We start from the raw sequence: 16,040 nt of genomic DNA, 5'->3' as shown, positions 1-16,040 counted from the left end.
TGTTCGTAAAAGTAAGAACGTGCGCGGGGAGGGGCAGACGATGGATTTCGACGTATTGGTGATCGGGGGCGGACTTGCCGGGCTCGTCGCCGCGACGGAGGCGGCGGATCGCGGGCTCAGGACCTGCATCCTCGACCAGGAGGGCGAGCAGAACCTCGGAGGCCAGGCCTTCTGGTCGCTCGGGGGCCTCTTCTTCGTCGACAGTCCCGAACAGCGCCGGATGCGCATCCGCGACAGCTATGAGCTCGCACGGCAGGATTGGCTCGGCTCGGCCGGCTTCGACCGTCCGGAGGACCACTGGCCGCGGCTGTGGGCGGAGGCCTACCTGCAATTTGCTGCCGGCGAAAAGCGCGAATGGCTGCACAGGCAAGGGATGCGCTGGTTTCCGGTTGTCGGATGGGCAGAGCGCGGGGGCTCGCTTGCCGCTGGCCACGGCAATTCTGTGCCGCGCTTCCACGTCACCTGGGGAACCGGGCCGGCGGTCATCGAGCCCTTCATCCGCCGCGCCCGCGCCGCCGAGGCTGCCGGCCGCATCGTCTTCCGTTTCCGTCATCAGGTCGACCGCCTGATCGTCACCAACGGCGCCGTCACGGGCGCGCAGGGTACGATCCTCAAGGCGGATACCATTCAGCGCGGCGGCGCGAGTTCACGCCATCCCGTCGGCGAGTTCGAGATCAGCGCAGGTGCGGTGATCGTCGCCTCAGGCGGCATCGGCGGTAATCACGACCTCGTGCGCAAGAGCTGGCCGGTCGACCGGCTCGGCCCGGCGCCGAAATCCATGGTCGCCGGCGTGCCGGCCTATGTCGACGGCCGCATGCTGGCGATCGCCCAGAGCGCCGGCGGACGGATCGTCAACGGCGACCGCATGTGGCACTACACCGAAGGCCTCCGGAACTACGATCCGATCTGGCCGAACCACGGCATCCGCATCCTGCCGGGGCCGTCCTCCTTCTGGTGCGATGCCGACGGCAATCGCTTCCAGGCGCCGGCGATGCCGGGCTTCGATACACTGGCGACGCTGAGGGCGATCCGTGCGCGCGGTCACGAATACAGCTGGTTCATCCTCACCAAGGCGATCATCAAGCGTGAGTTCGCGCTCTCCGGCTCGGAGCAGAACCCGGATTTGACCGGCAAGGACATCCGTCTTCTTCTCTCGCGCCTTGGTCGCAATCCGCCGGGGCCGGTGCAGGCCTTCATGGACAAGGGCGAGGATTTCGTCGTCCGCGACAACCTCGAGGACCTCGTCGCCGGCATGAACGAGCTGACCGGCGAACACCGCCTCGGCGTGCAGCACGTCCGCGCGCAGATCGAGGCCCGCGACCGGGAACTCGACAATCCCTTCAACAAGGATGCCCAGATCACCGCGATCCACGGCGCCCGCAAATATCTCGGTGACAGGTTCATGCGCACCGCGAAGCCGCACCGGCTCCTCGACCCGAAAGCCGGACCGCTGATCGGCGTTCGGCTGCACGTGCTGACGCGCAAGACGCTCGGCGGCCTGCACACGGATCTCCATGCGCGGGTGCTCGGCGCAAACGACGAGGCGATCCCCGGCCTCTATGCCGCCGGTGAGGTTTCCGGTTTCGGTGGCGGCGGCATGCACGGCTACAATGCGCTCGAGGGCACTTTCCTCGGCGGCTGCCTGTTTTCCGGGCGCGTCGCCGGCCGCTCGGTCGGGGCCTGACGCGAGAAGACGAGGCGTCGCTACTTGGCGGCGGCGCCGAGGTCCTGCGCCCCGGTCTCGAACTGCAGGCGGGCGAGCTTTGCATAGAGCCCGCCCTCGCGGATGAGGCTCTGGTGCGTGCCTTCCTCGGCGATGCGGCCGTCGTCGAGCACGAGGATGCGGTCGGCCTTGAGCACGGTCGCGAGCCGGTGGGCGATGACGATCGTCGTCCGGTTCTGCATCAGCCCGTCGAGCGCCTTCTGGACCAGCGTCTCGCTTTCGGCGTCGAGCGCCGAGGTCGCTTCGTCGAGCAGCAGCAGCGGCGCGTTCTTCAGCAGGGCACGGGCGATCGCGATCCGCTGCCGCTGGCCGCCGGAAAGCGTGATGCCGCGTTCGCCGACCTGGGTATCGAAACCCTTCTCCAGGCGGTCGATGAACTCCCGCGCCTGCGCGGCCTCCGTCGCGGCGATCACCTCGGCGCGGCTTGCGTTCGGTGATCCGAAGGCGATGTTGTCGTGGATCGTGGAGGCGAAGATCGTGACGTCCTGCGGGACGATGGCGATACGGGCGCGCAGCGCGTCGGGCGCGACCTCGCGAACATCGAGCCCGTCGAGCCTGACTGCGCCGCTCACCGGATCGTAGAAGCGCAGCATCAGCGAGAAGACGGTGCTCTTGCCGGCGCCGGACGGGCCGACGATCGCCACGGTCTCCCCCGGCTCGACCTTGAAGCTCAGGCCTTTCAGCGCCGAACGGTCCGGATGGCTCGGATAGGAGAAATGGATGTTGTCGAATTCTACCCGGCCGATCGCCGGTTCGGGAAGCGTCTTGGGCGAGGCAGGGGCGGCGATCGCCGGTTCCTCGTGCAGCAGTTCCATCAGCCGTTCGGCGGCACCGCCGGCCTGGGCGAGTTCGCCCCAGACTTCCGAGAGAGATCCGAGCGCGCCGGCGGCAATCACCGAATAGAGCAGAAACTGGCCGAGCGTGCCCGCGCTCAGCGTTCCGGCGAGCACGCTCTGCGCCCCGTACCAGAGGACCGCGACGACACTGCCGAAGACGAGGGTGATCGCAAAGCCGGTCAGGAAGGCGCGGGAGCGAATCGCGGTGCGGGCGGCATCGTAGGCGCTTTCCACCGCATCGCCGTAGCGGGCGGTCGCGATCGCCTCGCCGTTGAAGGCCTGCAGCGTGCGCGTCGCGCCGATCGTCTCGCTTGCATAGGCGGTCGCCGCGGCAAGCGTGTCCTGTGCCGCGCGGGAGCGTTTGCGCACCGACCGGCCGAAACCGACCAGCGGGAAGACGATCACCGGTATGGCGATGAGGACGAGAACCGAAAGCCGCGGGCTGGTGTAGATCATCATGCCCACGGCGCCGAGACAGAGGATGGAGTTTCGAAGCGCCAGAGACGCGCTTGCACCGACCGCCGACTTGATCTGCGTGGTGTCGGCGGTCAGCCGCGAGACGATCTCGCCGGACTGGTTGACGTCGAAGAAGGAGGGCGAAAGCCGCGTCACGTGCTCGAAGACGGCGCGCCGGAGGTCGGAGACGACCCGTTCGCCGATCGAGATGACGTAATAGTAGCGCATGGCGCTGGCGAGGGCGAGCAGCACCGCCATGACCACCAGCATGCCGAAATAGCTGTTGATGAAGCCGCGATCGGCACCGCTGAAGCCGTGGTCGATCATCCGCCGGACGGCGAGCGGCAGCGCGAGCGTCGTTCCCGCGGCGAGCGCCAGGAAGAAAAGGGCGGCGGCGACCATGCTCCGATAGCGCATCAGGTAGGGCAGGAGCCCGCCGAGCGGCTTCAGCGAACGTCTTCTTTTCGACTCGGGCTCGGTCACGTCGGACACCTTGGCATTTCTCCCGTTCGCCGTTCGCGCTCCTGCGCTTGGGGCTCTTGTTATCCTTGCGCCCTTCATGTATAGGCACGGCATCGAATTGGGAAGCCGTGGCCTGATCGGGACTACGGCTTCATTTATTAAATAGGTTCCGAAGATGCAAACGCGGCTTTTCGGTTCCTCCGCCACAAGCAGGAAGATCGTTATGAAGGCTGACATCCATCCCGAATACCACATGATCAAGGTGGTCATGACCGACGGCACCGAATACGAAACCCGTTCGACCTGGGGTTCGGAAGGCGCTGTCATGAACCTCGAAATCGACCCGAAGTCGCATCCGGCCTGGACGGGCGGCAACCAGCAGCTCATGGACCGCGGCGGCCGCCTTTCGAAGTTCAACAAGCGTTTCGGCGGCCTCGGCCTCTGATCGCTTCGAAGCTTCCGCTTCAGTTTCCAAAGCCCGGCCTCGCGCCGGGCTTTTTGCGTTTGGTTTGGTGCAGCAGGGGCGCTTCTCGGCTATCCGCCTAAAACGAAAAATCCCGGCGAGGCGATGCCTGCCGGGACGGTCTGGAGTGCCGGTTGCCTTCGCTCAGTTGGTGGTGAAGACAGTCCGCAGGAGGTCGAGCTGCGCCTTGACGCTGTTCTCGTTGTCCGGGACGACCGCTGCTTCCGCCGGGCGGTAGATTTCGCGGTCGAGGAGGGCGATGCGGTTCTGCAGGCGCAGCGAGCGCTCCACGAGATCGCGGAAGGCTTCCGGCAGGTCGTTCCAGCCGGGCGCCGACTTGTCGACGTTGAAGCCGTCCAGGCGGACCTTGCTCTTTTCCGACAGGACCTGGTCGCGGCTCATCTCGCCGTTGTTGACGGCGCGCTGCAGCAGCAACCACGAGGCCATCTGCATCAGCCGGGTGGTCAGTCGCATCGATTCGGCTGCGTAGAGAACGGAGGCCATGCGGGGCAGAACCTTGGCGGCGGAGCGTCCGGGACCGTCGAGATAGGCGGCGGTCTCCTCGACCAGCCCCATGCCTTCCGAATAGATCGCCTTGAACTGGCTCGAAGAGGCAGCGCGACCGGCAAAGCTGATCGTATTCAAACCGACTTCCGACATGGTCATCACCCCTGTTTTACGCATAACTCTTGTGGCCGCATCTTGTTGCATTCCCGAAGAATGCCCGCCGGCTCTTATGACGTCACGATGCTATCAATAGCTTAAACGCGCAAGTCAAATATTAAGAAAAGGTTAATTCCCACAGTTTTGCGGATTGCCCGACATAAGGTCAAAAAAAGAGCCGCGAAAGCGGCTCTCAAGGTAAAACAGGGAGAAAATCAGACCTATTCGCCATGAGGAGAAACTGCCTGAATCCAGAAGCTCTGGATGGTAATTACATTAACCAAAAAGAGTTAATGAACAGTTAACCGCTTCTCCCGGAAGTGTTGTTCCTTGCGACAGTCGGCGATACGCCGGGGAGGCGGCCTCTATACCTTCGGGCGAAACAGGCTTTCGGCGGCAAGCTTGCCGGCCTCCTTGCGCTGCCGTTCGGCATCGAGCCGGGCGATCTCCTCTTTGAGGAGGGCGATCCGCGCCGTCAGCTCGTCTGCGGAAAGCATCGAGAGATCGGAACCGATCTCGTGAACCGTCTTCTTCTTCGGACGCTCGTCGTCGCTGATGCTCATGGCTTAACTCTCCTGGCTGGCGGGTTCGGTCTCCGCGATATCGGCGAGCGGAGCCGCACGGGGATCGAGATTGAGACTTTCCGGCGTGCTGGTCGGTGCGGCCCCCACCGGGATCTTCGGCACGTAATCGCGCTCTTCCGCCGGCACGGCCGGACGCAGGCGGCTCCGGTATAGGGCGTAGGCGGTCAGCAGCCCGTGCGACACCGCGGTGACGGCAAAGAGCGCGTAGGGGCCGAGTTGCGTCATCACGGGTCCGCCGAGCGTCGGGCCGATGATCGTGCCGATGCCGAAGAGCAGCAGAAGGCCGCCGGAGACCTTCACGAAGTCATCGGCGCGGGCGAAGTCGTTCGCATGCGCGACGGCGATCGGGTAGAGCGCGTTGGCGGCGGCACCGTACAGCGCGACGAAGCCGATCAGCACATAGGCATCATGCGGCTGGACGACCGCCAGGATCACGGCGGCGAGGGCGGCGACACCCGACAGCGCCGCCAGCACGTAGCGGCGGTCGGTGCTGTCGGAGAGCTTGCCCGCCGGAAACTGCATCACCGCGCCGACGAAGATGGTGAGACTCATCATCACCGCGATCGTTGTCGGCGAAAGACCGGCGCGCGCACCGAAGACGGCACCGAGCGTGCCGTAGGCGCCGTTGGCGATGCCGATCAGCAGAATGCCGACGAAGGAGATCGGCGAATTGCGGTAGAGGCTGCGGAGATCAAGGCTGACCGATTTCAGCGGCTGCGGCGTCGCCGCCGTCGACAGCGTCGTCGGCAGCATTGCGAGGCAGTAGAAGATGCCGCAGAACATGAAGAGGATGGTGGTCGACGGATCGCCGAGCGGTATCAGCATCTGCCCTCCGACCACCCCGATCAGCGTGATCGAGATGTAGAAGGAGAAGATCATGCCGCGGCTCTCGTTGGTCGCCCGTTCGTTCAGCCAGCTCTCGATGATCATCGAGGTGCCGGCCGTACAGAAGCCGGTCACGGCCCTCAGCAGCACCCACCAGTACTGGTCGACCTGGATGCCGGTCAAAAGCGCGATGATGGCGATCAGCGAGATGAAGCTCGAGAAGGCGCGCACGTGGCCGACGCGCATGACCAGCTTCGGCGCGAAGAAGCAGCCGAGCACGAAGCCGGTCGCCCAGGAGGTGCCGAGCAGGCCGAGGATCTCGTTCGAATAGCCCTCCGCGGACCCGCGCACGGGCAGAAGCAGCCCGTGCAGACCATTGCCGAGAAAGAGGAACAGGGTGCCCAGGAGGAGGGCGAGGACGGGCAGCAAGTTACGGCGCATGGGTGCGATTCGCGGCCTTCTGTTCGAAGCTCATGAGGGTCGGTCGGCCCTAGTGGTCGACTGAAACGTCACAGATTGCAAGATCAGCCTGTCAAAGATCAGTCTTGCCGCGGCGTCCTTGAGAAGCAAAAGTGTCCGCCGTATGACGCTTCTCCGATTCTTCCGCAAGGACCTGCAATGACCAAAGCGATCGCCGCGTTCCTGATCCTCGCCATGGTCGTGCAACTCATCAAGCCGCTCGGGGTTCCCGGGCTGCGCAGACGAAGCGATTTCTGGAAGCTGGCCGTCGTCGCCTTCGCGATCTGGTCCGTCGTGCTTCTGATCCGCCCGTAACGGCTCAGACCGAGATCGTGCCGCGCATCACCTCGACGCAGTCGCCGGAGATGTCGACGGTGTGGACGTGGCCGTCGCGTTTTTCCGCCGCGACATGGATGTGGCTTGTGCGTCCCATCTCCACGCCCTGCTCCACCAGATAACTGAAATGACCGTGCGGCGCCGGCTCCAGCGAGGTCAGGAGCGCGGCGAGGGCGGCCGACGCGCTGCCTGTCGCCGGGTCTTCGGGAACGTTGTCGAGCGGCGCGAACATGCGTGCGCGGATATGTCCGCCGTCGAGACGGGTGTAGAGGAAGAGCGGGCAATCGCTCTCCTCCGCGGCAAAGGTGGCGCACATCTCTTCCAGCGTCTCGACGTTCGGCTTGGCACGGCCGAGTGCATCGAGATCGGAAAGTCCAGCGACGACGAACTTGAGGCCGACCGAGGCGAACAGGGGCACGTGGCGGTCTGCAACGACGTCGTGCGGGGAGAGGCTTGCGGCGCGGGCGAGAAGCGGCACCGGAACCTGCGCGCCGAGCGAAAGCGGCTGCGGTGCCCGGATCGTCGCCCCGCGCACGGTATCGCCCGCCTTGCGGAGCGTGACGGTGACGAGGCCCGCCTCTTCCTCGAAGCGCAGCGCTTCTCCGACGGACTGGCCGAAGATCCGGCCCAGCCGCCCGACGACGAAGGCGGTGCCGACATTCGGATGGCCGGCGAAGGGAACCTCGGTGGTCGGCGTGAAGATCCGCACCCGCGCGGTATTGCCGATGTCGTCTGCCGGCAGCAGGAAGGTCGTCTCGGAATAACCGAACTCGGCGGCGATGCCCTGCATCTCCTCCGCCGTCAGCCTGCTGCCGCAGAGAACGACGGCAAGCGGATTGCCGCGAAAGCGGTGCTCGGTGAAGACGTCGACGGTGACGAACGGACATTCCCGCATGGCTGATACTCCCTGGCAGCGATCCACATCCGTACCTATAACGAAAAAGCCCGGCGCGGGCCGGGCTTTTGTGTCATCGTGACAAAGAGGCGGGCCGTATCAGGCCTTGTTGACGCTTGCGTTGTAGATCTGATCGATCGTTTCGGCCACGCTCGCGTTGAATTCTGCGTCGCTCATCGTGACACGCAGCTTTTCCGTCAGCGCGCGCGAGAAGCTCGCGATCATGCCGTGGTTGTGGCTGAGCTTTTCGCAGGCGTCCGCCGTGGTGTAGCCGCCGGAAAGGGCGACGACGCGGACGACCGACTTGTGGGCGACCAGGGGCGCGTAGAAATCGGCGACCGTCGGGATCGTCAGCTTCAGCATGACGGCTTCACCTGCCGGAAGCTTGTCGAGCTGTGCGGCGATCTCGTCGCGAAGAATGGCCTCAGCCTCGACCTTGGTCGGGCTCTTGATGGAGACTTCGGGCTCGACGATCGGGACGAGGCCCTGGCCGATGATCTGGCGTGCGACCTCGAACTGCTGCTTGACGACGGCGGCAATCCCGGCCTTGTCGGCCTGGGCGATCACCGAGCGCATCTTGGTGCCGAACATGCCCTTGTCGCGACCGCGGATGAGGAGGGCGTCGAGATCGGGCATGGCCTTCATCATCTGAACGCCGTTCTGCTCGGCTTCGAGGCCCTTGTCGACCTTGAGGAAGGGCACGACGCCGCGCTTTTCCCACAGATAGGACGGAACAGGCTGACCGTCGACGTCGCCGTCCATGGTCCGCTCGAACAGGATGGCGCCGATGACCTTGTCGCCGGTGAAGGCGGGGGCGGTCATGATGCGGACGCGCATGGCATGCATCAGGCGGAACATTTCCTCGTCACCCTGATAGTCGGACTCGGAAATGCCGTAGAGGCTCAACGCTTTGGGTGTTGAACCACCGCTTTGATCCAGCGCCGCAATGAAGCCGGGTGCAGAGGTGATCTTGTTCAACATCTTCGCGTCTACCATATCTCACTCCTATCCCTACGATGGCGCGATACGCGCGCACGTAGTTCGTTGATGTTACGACCAATCGGCGACGCCGAATTGATCATTGCCCGGATCGATATCGCTTGGATGTTCGGCTATTTCGCCTTCCTTCCGGGGTTGCAACTGGCCGATAACAGAAGTTTTCCCAAAGGCAAATCCCGGTCTAATTGATTGAAACGATTGAAATTATTTCAATCGTTTAAAATGGCTGAAATCTTTGGACCGGGTGCGACGGCGGCGCGGAATGCGGAAAGTCCGCGCCGCCTCGTGGCATATAAGGCGGTCAGGCCGTCCTGGACAGGACGGCGACGCCCGGCAGTTCCTTGCCTTCCATCCATTCGAGGAAGGCGCCGCCGGCCGTCGAGACATAGGTGAAGTCGTCGGCGACGCCGGCATGGTTCAGCGCCGAGACGGTGTCGCCGCCGCCGGCGACGGAGACCAGCTTGCCCTCGCGGGTGCAGTCGGCCGCATGACGGGCGGCCGCGACGGTCGCCTTGTCGAAGGGCGCGATCTCGAAGGCGCCGAGCGGGCCGTTCCAGACAAGCGTCGCTGCACGGCCGATCCAGGCATTGACCGCTTCGACCGACTTCGGCCCGACGTCGAGGACCATGGCGTCGGCGGGGATCGCATTGATGTCGACCGTCTCGTTGTCGGCGCCGGCCTTGAATTCGCGGGCGACCACGCCGTCCGAAGGAAGGACGATGGCGCAGCCGGCGGTCGCGGCTTCGAGCATGATCTGCTTTGCGGTTTCGGCGAGATCGTGCTCGCAGAGCGACTTGCCGACATTGGTGCCGTTCGCGGCGAGGAAGGTATTGGCCATGCCGCCGCCGATGACGAGCGCGTCGACCTTCTTCACGAGATTCATCAGGAGGTCGATCTTGGTCGAGACCTTGGCGCCGCCGACGATTGCCACCACCGGACGGGCAGGGTTGCCGAGGCCCTTTTCGAGCGCTTCGAGTTCGGCCTGCATGGTGCGGCCGGCATAGGCGGGCAGGTGGTGGGCGAGGCCCTCCGTCGAGGCATGGGCGCGATGGGCGGCGGAGAAGGCGTCGTTGACGTAGATGTCGCCGTTCTTTGCGAGCTCGGCCACGAATTCCGGCGTGTTCTTTTCCTCGCCCTTGTGGAAGCGGGTGTTTTCGAGGAGCAGGATGTCGCCGTTGTTCATCTTCGCGATGGCGTCGGCGGCCGGTGCGCCGATGCAGTCGGAGGCGAAGGCAACGCTCTGGTCCAGCACTTCCTCGACCGCCGGCGCGATCAGCGAGAGCGACATGTCGGCGACCGGTTCACCCTTCGGCCGGCCGAAATGGGCGAGCAGGATGACCTTCGCACCCTTCTGCGAAAGTTCGCGAATGGTGGGCGTCACGCGCTCGATGCGGGTGGTGTCGCTGACCTTGCCGTCCGTCACCGGAACGTTGAGGTCCACGCGGACCAGTACGCGCTTGCCGGCGATGTCGGTCAGATCGTCGAGTGTCTTGAAAGCCGCCATGGTGATACTCGTCCCTCCAGTCTCTTTGGGGTTCTAAAACGTGAGGGCCGGACATTACTACGCCTGCCTCGTGACGCAAGGCGAGGACGGGGCAAATTTCACTCGGACGCCTTGCGGACCTTGCGGAGATAGTCGCGCAGCGCGTGGGCAATTTCCCGCAGATTGAGGAAGATCGGCAGCTTGGTGGCTGGTGCCACCGGTTCGAGCGACACGCCGACCGAGGCCATATGTCCCGTCTCGTCGATGTCACGGACGATGAGGACGATCGTGCCGAGGCGGACGCGATCGGCATAGTCCGCCCTCCCGCCGAGGCGCTGCTCAATCAGCTCGGCGACGGACATCGCGCGCTCTGCCTCGTTTACCGAGAGCGGTCCGTAGGCTTGGTCGAGATTGTCGACACGGGTCGACGGGGCGATCGCGAACATGCCGAAGAACTCGCTGTCGTTCTCGTCCACCGGCGCCTTGCTGGCGAACAAGCGGTCGAGGAGGCGCGAATAGCCGGGCGCTATGAAGAGATAGACCTGGTCGTTCTCCCTGAGCCGGCCGGCATACTGGTAGCGCATCGACTTGCCGTCGCGGATGACGAGCGAGGGCATCGCCCAACGGGGAATGCGTTCGCCGCGCAGCACGGGGCTGTCGGCAACGACACGGTAGGCGAGCAGTTCGTGGCGGGCGACGCCGGGCAGGTCGAGTTCCAGCTTGTCGATGGCGCCGATGCGCGGGGGAATGATGAGCCCGAGCCTGCGCGCCACCGGCTTGATCGTCCAGCCCTGCAGGAGAAGCGAGATCATCACGACGATGAAGGCGGTGTTGAAATACACCTGCCCGTCTTTCAGGTCGCCGAGGATCGGCAGGATGGCAAGCAGGATCGATACCGCGCCGCGCAGGCCGACCCAGGCGATGAAAGCGGTCTCGCGCTGGGTATAGTCGAACGGCAGCAGGCAGAGCCAGACGGCGAGCGGACGGGCGATGAACACCAGGAACAGGCCGAGGATGACCGCCGGCAGGAGGATCTGCGGAAACTGTGAAGGGGTAGCCAGTAGGCCGAGCACGAGGAACATGACGATCTGCGCGAGCCAGGTCATGCCGTCCTGGAAGCGGGTGATCGAGCCGCGGGCCGGAATTTTCTGGCTGCCGGCATAGATGCCGGCCACGTAGACCGCGAGGAAGCCGCTGCCGCCGACCGCGCCGGTATAGGAGAATACGAGCATGGCCATCGCCAGCATGAAGATCGGGGCGAGCCCCCGCTCCACCGATATCCGCTTCAGGACGAAGACGATGGCCGCGCCCCCGATCAGCCCGAGGCCGAGGCCGAGCCCCATCTGCTCGACGAAGAGGCGCAGCAGCGCCATGTCGATGCCGGCATAGCCCTTGCCGGTGGACAGGAGCTGAACCAGCGCCATGGTGAGGAAGATCGCCATCGGGTCGTTGGTGCCGGACTCGACCTCGAGCGTCGAGCGGACGCGGTCGCGGATGTTGATCCCCCCGATGCGCAGGAGGAAGAACACCGCCGCCGCATCGGTGGAGGCGACGATCGAGCCGAGCAGTGCCCCTTCCAGGAAGGAGAAGTCGAGCAGCAGATGGGCGAGTGCGCCGAAGAGGCAGGCGGTGAGCAGCACGCCGACCGTCGACAGCATCAATGCCGGGATCGCCGACAACCGGAATGACTGCAGCGAGGTGCCGTAGCCCGAATCGAACAGGATGATCGCGAGCGCCACGGAACCGAGCGCATAGGCGAGCGAATTGTTGGAAAAGTCGATGCCGAGGCCGTCGACACCGGTCACGAGCCCGATCAGCAGGAAGAGCAGGAGGAGCGGAGCGCCGAAGCGGAAGGCGAGCAGGCTCGAAAACGCCGCCAGGAGGACCAGCGCCGTACCCACCAGCGTCATCGCATAGAATTCGTCCACCCGCTCATCCCCTTCGTTACCGCGCCCACCGTGTCGTCCCGCAGCTACCGATCATACCGGACCCGCAGCACGAAGGCGACGGCAACGCGCTCCGCCCCGATGAAGGGGTCGGTACAGGGTCGGGAACGATCTGGCAGGACTGCCGAAAGACGAGAGTCGTACTTGTCGCCCGCAATCGTGATCAGAGTAGGGCGCGAGCGGGAAAAATGAAAGGCGGACCGGTATCCCGGCCCGCCTCTTCGAGGACAAAAATTGGGTCGATCGCTCAGATGAGCTTGCCGAGCGCGACCGCCGTGTCGGACATGCGGTTGGAGAAGCCCCACTCGTTGTCGTACCAGGTCAGGATGCGGACGAAGTTGCCTTCGAGCACCTTGGTCTGGTCGATCGCGAAGATCGACGAGTGGCTGTCGTGGTTGAAGTCGCGCGAGACCAGCGGCTCCTCGGTGTAGCCGAGAATGCCCTTCAGGGCGCCGTTCGATGCGGCCTTGATGGCCTCGTTGATTTCCTGGGCGGTGGTGTTCTTCTTGGCGACGAACTTGAAGTCGACGACCGAGACGTTCGGGGTCGGCACGCGGATCGAGGTGCCGTCCAGCTTGCCCTTGAGGTGCGGCAGGACCAGGCCGACAGCCTTTGCGGCGCCCGTCGAGGTCGGGATCATGGAGAGCGCTGCCGCGCGGGCGCGGTACAGGTCCTTGTGCATGGTGTCGAGCGTCGGCTGGTCACCGGTGTAGGAGTGGATCGTGGTCATGAAGCCGTGGTCGATGCCGACGGCGTCGTCCAGCGTCTTGACGACCGGCACCAGGCAGTTGGTGGTGCAGGACGCGTTGGAGATGACCAGGTGATCCTTGGTCAGCTTGTCGTGGTTGACGCCGAAGACGACGGTCAGGTCGGCACCATCGGCCGGAGCCGAGACGATGACGCGCTTTGCGCCGGCCTGGAGATGCAGGGCGGCCTTGTCGCGCGAGGTGAAGATGCCGGTGCATTCCATCGCGATGTCGACGCCGAGTTCCTTGTGCGGGAGCGTTGCCGGATCCTTGATCGCCGTGACCTTGATCGGCTTGCCGCCGCCGACGATGATCGTGTCGCCTTCGACCTTCACATCGGCCGGGAACTTGCCGTGGATCGAGTCGTAGCGCAGCAGGTGGGCGTTGGTTTCGACCGGGCCGAGGTCGTTGATCGCGACCACTTCGATGTCCGTGCGACCGGACTCGACGATGGCGCGCAGCACGTTGCGGCCGATGCGGCCGAAGCCGTTGATGGCAACTTTAAGAGTCATGGCGTTCACTCCCGTGTAGAAAAGAATTCGAAACTAATGGATCGCAGGGCGTTGGCAATCGCCCTGCGACAATTTGACGTTAGCCAAGCTTTGCTTCGGCGGCGGCAACCACGGCCTCGGCGGTGATGCCGAAGTGCTTGTAGAGCTCCTTGTAGGGGCCGGAGGCGCCGAAGGAGGACATGCCGATGAAAATGCCGTCAGAGCCGATGATGCTGTCCCAGCCCTGGCGGATGCCGGCTTCGACGCCGATCTTCACCGGCGCGCTGCCGATGATCGCCTGGCGATAGTCTTCCGGCTGTTCGGCGAAGAGCTCGAAGCAGGGAACCGAGACGACGCGGGCGGGAATGCCCTTGCCGGTCAGTTCGGCCTGGGCCTTCAGCGCGATCTCGACTTCCGAGCCGGAAGCGAAGATCGAGACCTTCGCGTCGCTTGCCGAGACGAGTTCGTAGGCGCCGCTGGCGCAGAGGTTCTTCTCTTCATATTCGGTGCGCGCCGCGACGAGGTTCTGGCGCGTCAGCGCGAGACCCGAGGGGCGGTGCTTCTGCTCGAGCGCGATCTGCCAGCATTCCGCCGTTTCGGTCGCGTCCGCCGGACGGAACATCAAAAGGTTCGGAATGGCGCGCAGCGCGGCCATGTGTTCGACCGGCTGGTGGGTCGGGCCGTCTTCGCCGAGGCCGATCGAGTCGTGGGTCAGCACGTGGATCACCCGGATGCCCATGAGGGCGGCAAGACGGATCGACGGACGGCAGTAGTCCGAGAAGATCAGGAAGCCGCCGGAATAGGGGATCAGGCCGCCGTGCAGCGCGATGCCGTTCATGGCGGCGGCCATGCCGTGCTCGCGGATGCCGTAGTGGATGTAGCGGCCGGAGAAGTCGGTCGGGGTGATCGACTTCGTTTGGCTGGTCTTGGTGTTGTTCGAGCCGGTCAGGTCGGCGGAGCCGCCGAGCGTTTCGGAGAGCACGCCGTTGATGACTTCGAGCGCATCCTCGGAGGCCTTGCGGGTTGCGACCGTCGGCTTCGTTTCGGCGAGCTTCTTCTTGTAGGCGTCGATCGTGGCGTCGAAATTGCCCGGCAGGTCGCCGGCGAAGCGCCGGGTGAATTCCGCGCGCTTGTCGGCGTCGGCGGCTGCGAGACGTCCTTCCCAGTCCTTGCGGGCCTTGGTGGAGCGCAGGCCGGCGAGACGCCAGGCGTCGAGCACGTCGGCGGGAACGGTGAAGGCATCCTCGCCCCAGCCGAGCGCCTTGCGGGTGGCGGCGATCTCGTCGGCGCCGAGCGGCGAGCCGTGAACCTTGTGGGTGCCGGCCTTGGTCGGTGCGCCGAAGCCGATCACGGTCTTGCAGGCGATCATCGTCGGCTTGTCGGACTTGCGGGCTTCCTCGATCGCGGCGGCGATCGCTTCCGGATCATGGCCGTCGACGGAGAGCGTGTTCCAGCCCGAGGCGCGGAAGCGCGCGTGCTGGTCGGTCGAGTCGGACAGCGAAATCGCGCCGTCGATCGAGATGCCGTTGTCGTCCCAGAGAACGATGAGCTTGTTGAGCTTCAGGTGACCGGCGAGCGAGATCGCTTCCTGGCTGATGCCTTCCATGAGGCAGCCGTCGCCGGCGATCACATAGGTGTAGTGATCCATCAGCTCGGCGCCGAACTCGTTGGTGAGCTTCTTTTCGGCGATCGCCATGCCGACGGCGTTGGCGATCCCCTGGCCGAGAGGCCCGGTCGTCGTCTCGATGCCGGAAGCGTGGCCGTATTCCGGGTGGCCGGCGGTCTTTGCGCCCAGTTGGCGGAACTGCTTGATGTCCTCGATCGTCATGTCCTCGTAGCCGGTGAGATAGAGGAGGCTATAAAGGAGCATGGAGCCGTGGCCGGCGGAGAGCACGAAGCGGTCGCGGTCCGGCCAGAGCGGGTTCTTCGGATCGAACTTCAGGAAACGGCTAAAGAGTACGGTCGCGACATCGGCGGTTCCCATCGGCATGCCGGGATGGCCGGAATTGGCCTTCTCGACGGCGTCCATGGCGAGAAATCGGATCGCATTTGCCATCCGGTTGTGTTTTTCGGGAGAAATCATCATTTTTCCGCTTGTTCCGAGTCACTGGGGATGTCCGCACCTGCCGCGGACCGCCTGAAGGCGGCTGATCCATAGCAGGTGAGACGCGCGAGTCAACAAATCCGCTGGGTTTGCGGTTCCGATCCGCCGAGATTTCGCCTCGCCGGAGCGCCTCGACATGCGGGTTCGGCCGTCGTCCACAGGATAGGCAAATCCGCGCCTCTCCGGTTTTATTGACGGGTGGCAACACAAGCGAATACTGTCGAAGAAACACGATGGCGGGCTTCGGTGTCCGATTCGGTGGACTTTTTTCGGAAGGCCGGGACAAGCAATGTCGACGGACAACACGGTTGAGGCGGCGCTCGGCGCCCTGCGGCAGGCGATTTCGGGCCTGGAGAACGCCGTCGACATGCGCTTCGAGGCCCAGCGCGAGAACGCCGAGGTTGAAAGCGAGGTCAAGCGCGTCCACGCCGACCGCGCGCGGCTCGCCCAGGAACTCGACCAGTCGGAGTTTCGCGCCAACCGGCTCGAGGAGGTCAATCGCGAGGTCTCGCGGCGGCTGGTGACGGCGATGGAAACGATACGGGCGGTGCTCGACCGCTGACGTCGGC

The 16,040-nt window shown here is 64.6% G+C and carries 14 protein-coding genes; 4 read left to right on the top strand and 10 right to left on the bottom strand.

What is annotated here, in order from left to right; all coding sequences use genetic code 11:
- Nucleotides 1–40: 40 nt before the first annotated feature.
- Nucleotides 41–1,684, top strand: coding sequence for an FAD-binding dehydrogenase (locus ACM6UT_RS02080; RefSeq protein ID WP_416795708.1), 1,644 nt, complete (start codon nt 41–43; stop codon nt 1,682–1,684).
- A gap of 20 nt (nt 1,685–1,704) precedes the next feature.
- Here ACM6UT_RS02080 and ACM6UT_RS02075 read toward each other — a convergent pair whose 3' ends face one another.
- Nucleotides 1,705–3,591, bottom strand: coding sequence for an ABC transporter transmembrane domain-containing protein (locus tag ACM6UT_RS02075; protein WP_416795707.1), 1,887 nt, complete (start codon nt 3,589–3,591; stop codon nt 1,705–1,707).
- A 109-nt stretch (nt 3,592–3,700) separates the two neighbouring features.
- Here ACM6UT_RS02075 and rpmE point away from each other — a divergent pair, with 109 nt between their 5' ends.
- A complete protein-coding gene (gene rpmE / locus ACM6UT_RS02070) occupies nt 3,701–3,922 on the top strand; it encodes a 50S ribosomal protein L31 (protein WP_112689852.1) in 222 nt (73 codons plus the stop codon).
- 162 nt (nt 3,923–4,084) lie between these two features.
- Here rpmE and rcdA read toward each other — a convergent pair whose 3' ends face one another.
- The 3 genes from rcdA to ACM6UT_RS02055 form a co-directional block, all read right to left on the bottom strand.
- Nucleotides 4,085–4,600 (bottom strand): protease adaptor protein RcdA, encoded by a 516-nt coding sequence (gene rcdA, locus ACM6UT_RS02065; protein ID WP_416795706.1) that lies wholly within the window; start codon nt 4,598–4,600, stop codon nt 4,085–4,087.
- 368 nt (nt 4,601–4,968) lie between these two features.
- Nucleotides 4,969–5,166, bottom strand: coding sequence for a DUF1192 domain-containing protein (locus ACM6UT_RS02060; RefSeq protein ID WP_416795705.1), 198 nt, complete (start codon nt 5,164–5,166; stop codon nt 4,969–4,971).
- Between the two features lie 3 nt (nt 5,167–5,169).
- Nucleotides 5,170–6,453 (bottom strand): MFS transporter, encoded by a 1,284-nt coding sequence (locus tag ACM6UT_RS02055; protein WP_416795704.1) that lies wholly within the window; start codon nt 6,451–6,453, stop codon nt 5,170–5,172.
- A gap of 177 nt (nt 6,454–6,630) precedes the next feature.
- On the opposite strand from ACM6UT_RS02055, the gene ACM6UT_RS02050 reads away from it, so the two are divergent.
- On the top strand, nt 6,631–6,786 hold the full coding sequence (locus ACM6UT_RS02050; protein WP_416795703.1) for a hypothetical protein: 156 nt from the start codon (nt 6,631–6,633) through the stop codon (nt 6,784–6,786).
- Between the two features lie 4 nt (nt 6,787–6,790).
- Here the strand turns inward: ACM6UT_RS02050 and ACM6UT_RS02045 are convergent, their stop codons facing one another.
- The 6 genes from ACM6UT_RS02045 to tkt all read right to left on the bottom strand — a co-directional run bounded on the left by ACM6UT_RS02045 (nt 6,791) and on the right by tkt (nt 15,450).
- Nucleotides 6,791–7,702, bottom strand: a complete 912-nt coding sequence (locus ACM6UT_RS02045; protein ID WP_416795702.1) for a PhzF family phenazine biosynthesis protein — start codon at nt 7,700–7,702, stop codon at nt 6,791–6,793.
- 99 nt (nt 7,703–7,801) lie between these two features.
- Nucleotides 7,802–8,698, bottom strand: a complete 897-nt coding sequence (locus ACM6UT_RS02040; protein WP_416795701.1) for a fructose bisphosphate aldolase — start codon at nt 8,696–8,698, stop codon at nt 7,802–7,804.
- Between the two features lie 304 nt (nt 8,699–9,002).
- On the bottom strand, nt 9,003–10,205 hold the full coding sequence (locus ACM6UT_RS02035) for a phosphoglycerate kinase (protein WP_416795700.1): 1,203 nt from the start codon (nt 10,203–10,205) through the stop codon (nt 9,003–9,005).
- A 98-nt stretch (nt 10,206–10,303) separates the two neighbouring features.
- Complete coding sequence (locus ACM6UT_RS02030; RefSeq protein ID WP_416795699.1) at nt 10,304–12,112, bottom strand: potassium/proton antiporter; 1,809 nt, start codon at nt 12,110–12,112, stop codon at nt 10,304–10,306.
- A gap of 265 nt (nt 12,113–12,377) precedes the next feature.
- On the bottom strand, nt 12,378–13,388 hold the full coding sequence (gene gap / locus ACM6UT_RS02025; RefSeq protein ID WP_416795698.1) for a type I glyceraldehyde-3-phosphate dehydrogenase: 1,011 nt from the start codon (nt 13,386–13,388) through the stop codon (nt 12,378–12,380).
- Nucleotides 13,389–13,467: 79 nt separating this feature from the next.
- Complete coding sequence (tkt, locus tag ACM6UT_RS02020; protein ID WP_416795697.1) at nt 13,468–15,450, bottom strand: transketolase; 1,983 nt, start codon at nt 15,448–15,450, stop codon at nt 13,468–13,470.
- A gap of 310 nt (nt 15,451–15,760) precedes the next feature.
- On the opposite strand from tkt, the gene ACM6UT_RS02015 reads away from it, so the two are divergent.
- A complete protein-coding gene (locus ACM6UT_RS02015; protein WP_114364204.1) occupies nt 15,761–16,033 on the top strand; it encodes a DUF4164 domain-containing protein in 273 nt (90 codons plus the stop codon).
- Nucleotides 16,034–16,040 lie beyond the last annotated feature (7 nt).

Origin of the sequence: Ciceribacter azotifigens (assembly GCF_048159625.1) — a bacterium.
Classification (GTDB): domain Bacteria; phylum Pseudomonadota; class Alphaproteobacteria; order Rhizobiales; family Rhizobiaceae; genus Allorhizobium; species Allorhizobium azotifigens.
The sequence above is the reverse complement of the archived record's forward strand: the minus strand, read 5'-3'. Positions and strand labels throughout refer to the sequence as shown.

Bases quoted from the DNA above. Each gene is read 5' to 3' on its own strand.
- ACM6UT_RS02080 (WP_416795708.1), top strand. From the start codon at position 41: ATGGATTTCGACGTATTGGTGATCGGGGGCGGACTTGCCGGGCTCGTC.
- ACM6UT_RS02075 (WP_416795707.1), bottom strand. From the start codon at position 3,591: ATGCCGTGCCTATACATGAAGGGCGCAAGGATAACAAGAGCCCCAAGC.
- rpmE (WP_112689852.1), top strand. From the start codon at position 3,701: ATGAAGGCTGACATCCATCCCGAATACCACATGATCAAGGTGGTCATG.
- rcdA (WP_416795706.1), bottom strand. From the start codon at position 4,600: ATGTCGGAAGTCGGTTTGAATACGATCAGCTTTGCCGGTCGCGCTGCC.
- ACM6UT_RS02060 (WP_416795705.1), bottom strand. From the start codon at position 5,166: ATGAGCATCAGCGACGACGAGCGTCCGAAGAAGAAGACGGTTCACGAG.
- ACM6UT_RS02055 (WP_416795704.1), bottom strand. From the start codon at position 6,453: ATGCGCCGTAACTTGCTGCCCGTCCTCGCCCTCCTCCTGGGCACCCTG.
- ACM6UT_RS02050 (WP_416795703.1), top strand. From the start codon at position 6,631: ATGACCAAAGCGATCGCCGCGTTCCTGATCCTCGCCATGGTCGTGCAA.
- ACM6UT_RS02045 (WP_416795702.1), bottom strand. From the start codon at position 7,702: ATGCGGGAATGTCCGTTCGTCACCGTCGACGTCTTCACCGAGCACCGC.
- ACM6UT_RS02040 (WP_416795701.1), bottom strand. From the start codon at position 8,698: ATGGTAGACGCGAAGATGTTGAACAAGATCACCTCTGCACCCGGCTTC.
- ACM6UT_RS02035 (WP_416795700.1), bottom strand. From the start codon at position 10,205: ATGGCGGCTTTCAAGACACTCGACGATCTGACCGACATCGCCGGCAAG.
- gap (WP_416795698.1), bottom strand. From the start codon at position 13,388: ATGACTCTTAAAGTTGCCATCAACGGCTTCGGCCGCATCGGCCGCAAC.
- tkt (WP_416795697.1), bottom strand. From the start codon at position 15,450: ATGATTTCTCCCGAAAAACACAACCGGATGGCAAATGCGATCCGATTT.
- ACM6UT_RS02015 (WP_114364204.1), top strand. From the start codon at position 15,761: ATGTCGACGGACAACACGGTTGAGGCGGCGCTCGGCGCCCTGCGGCAG.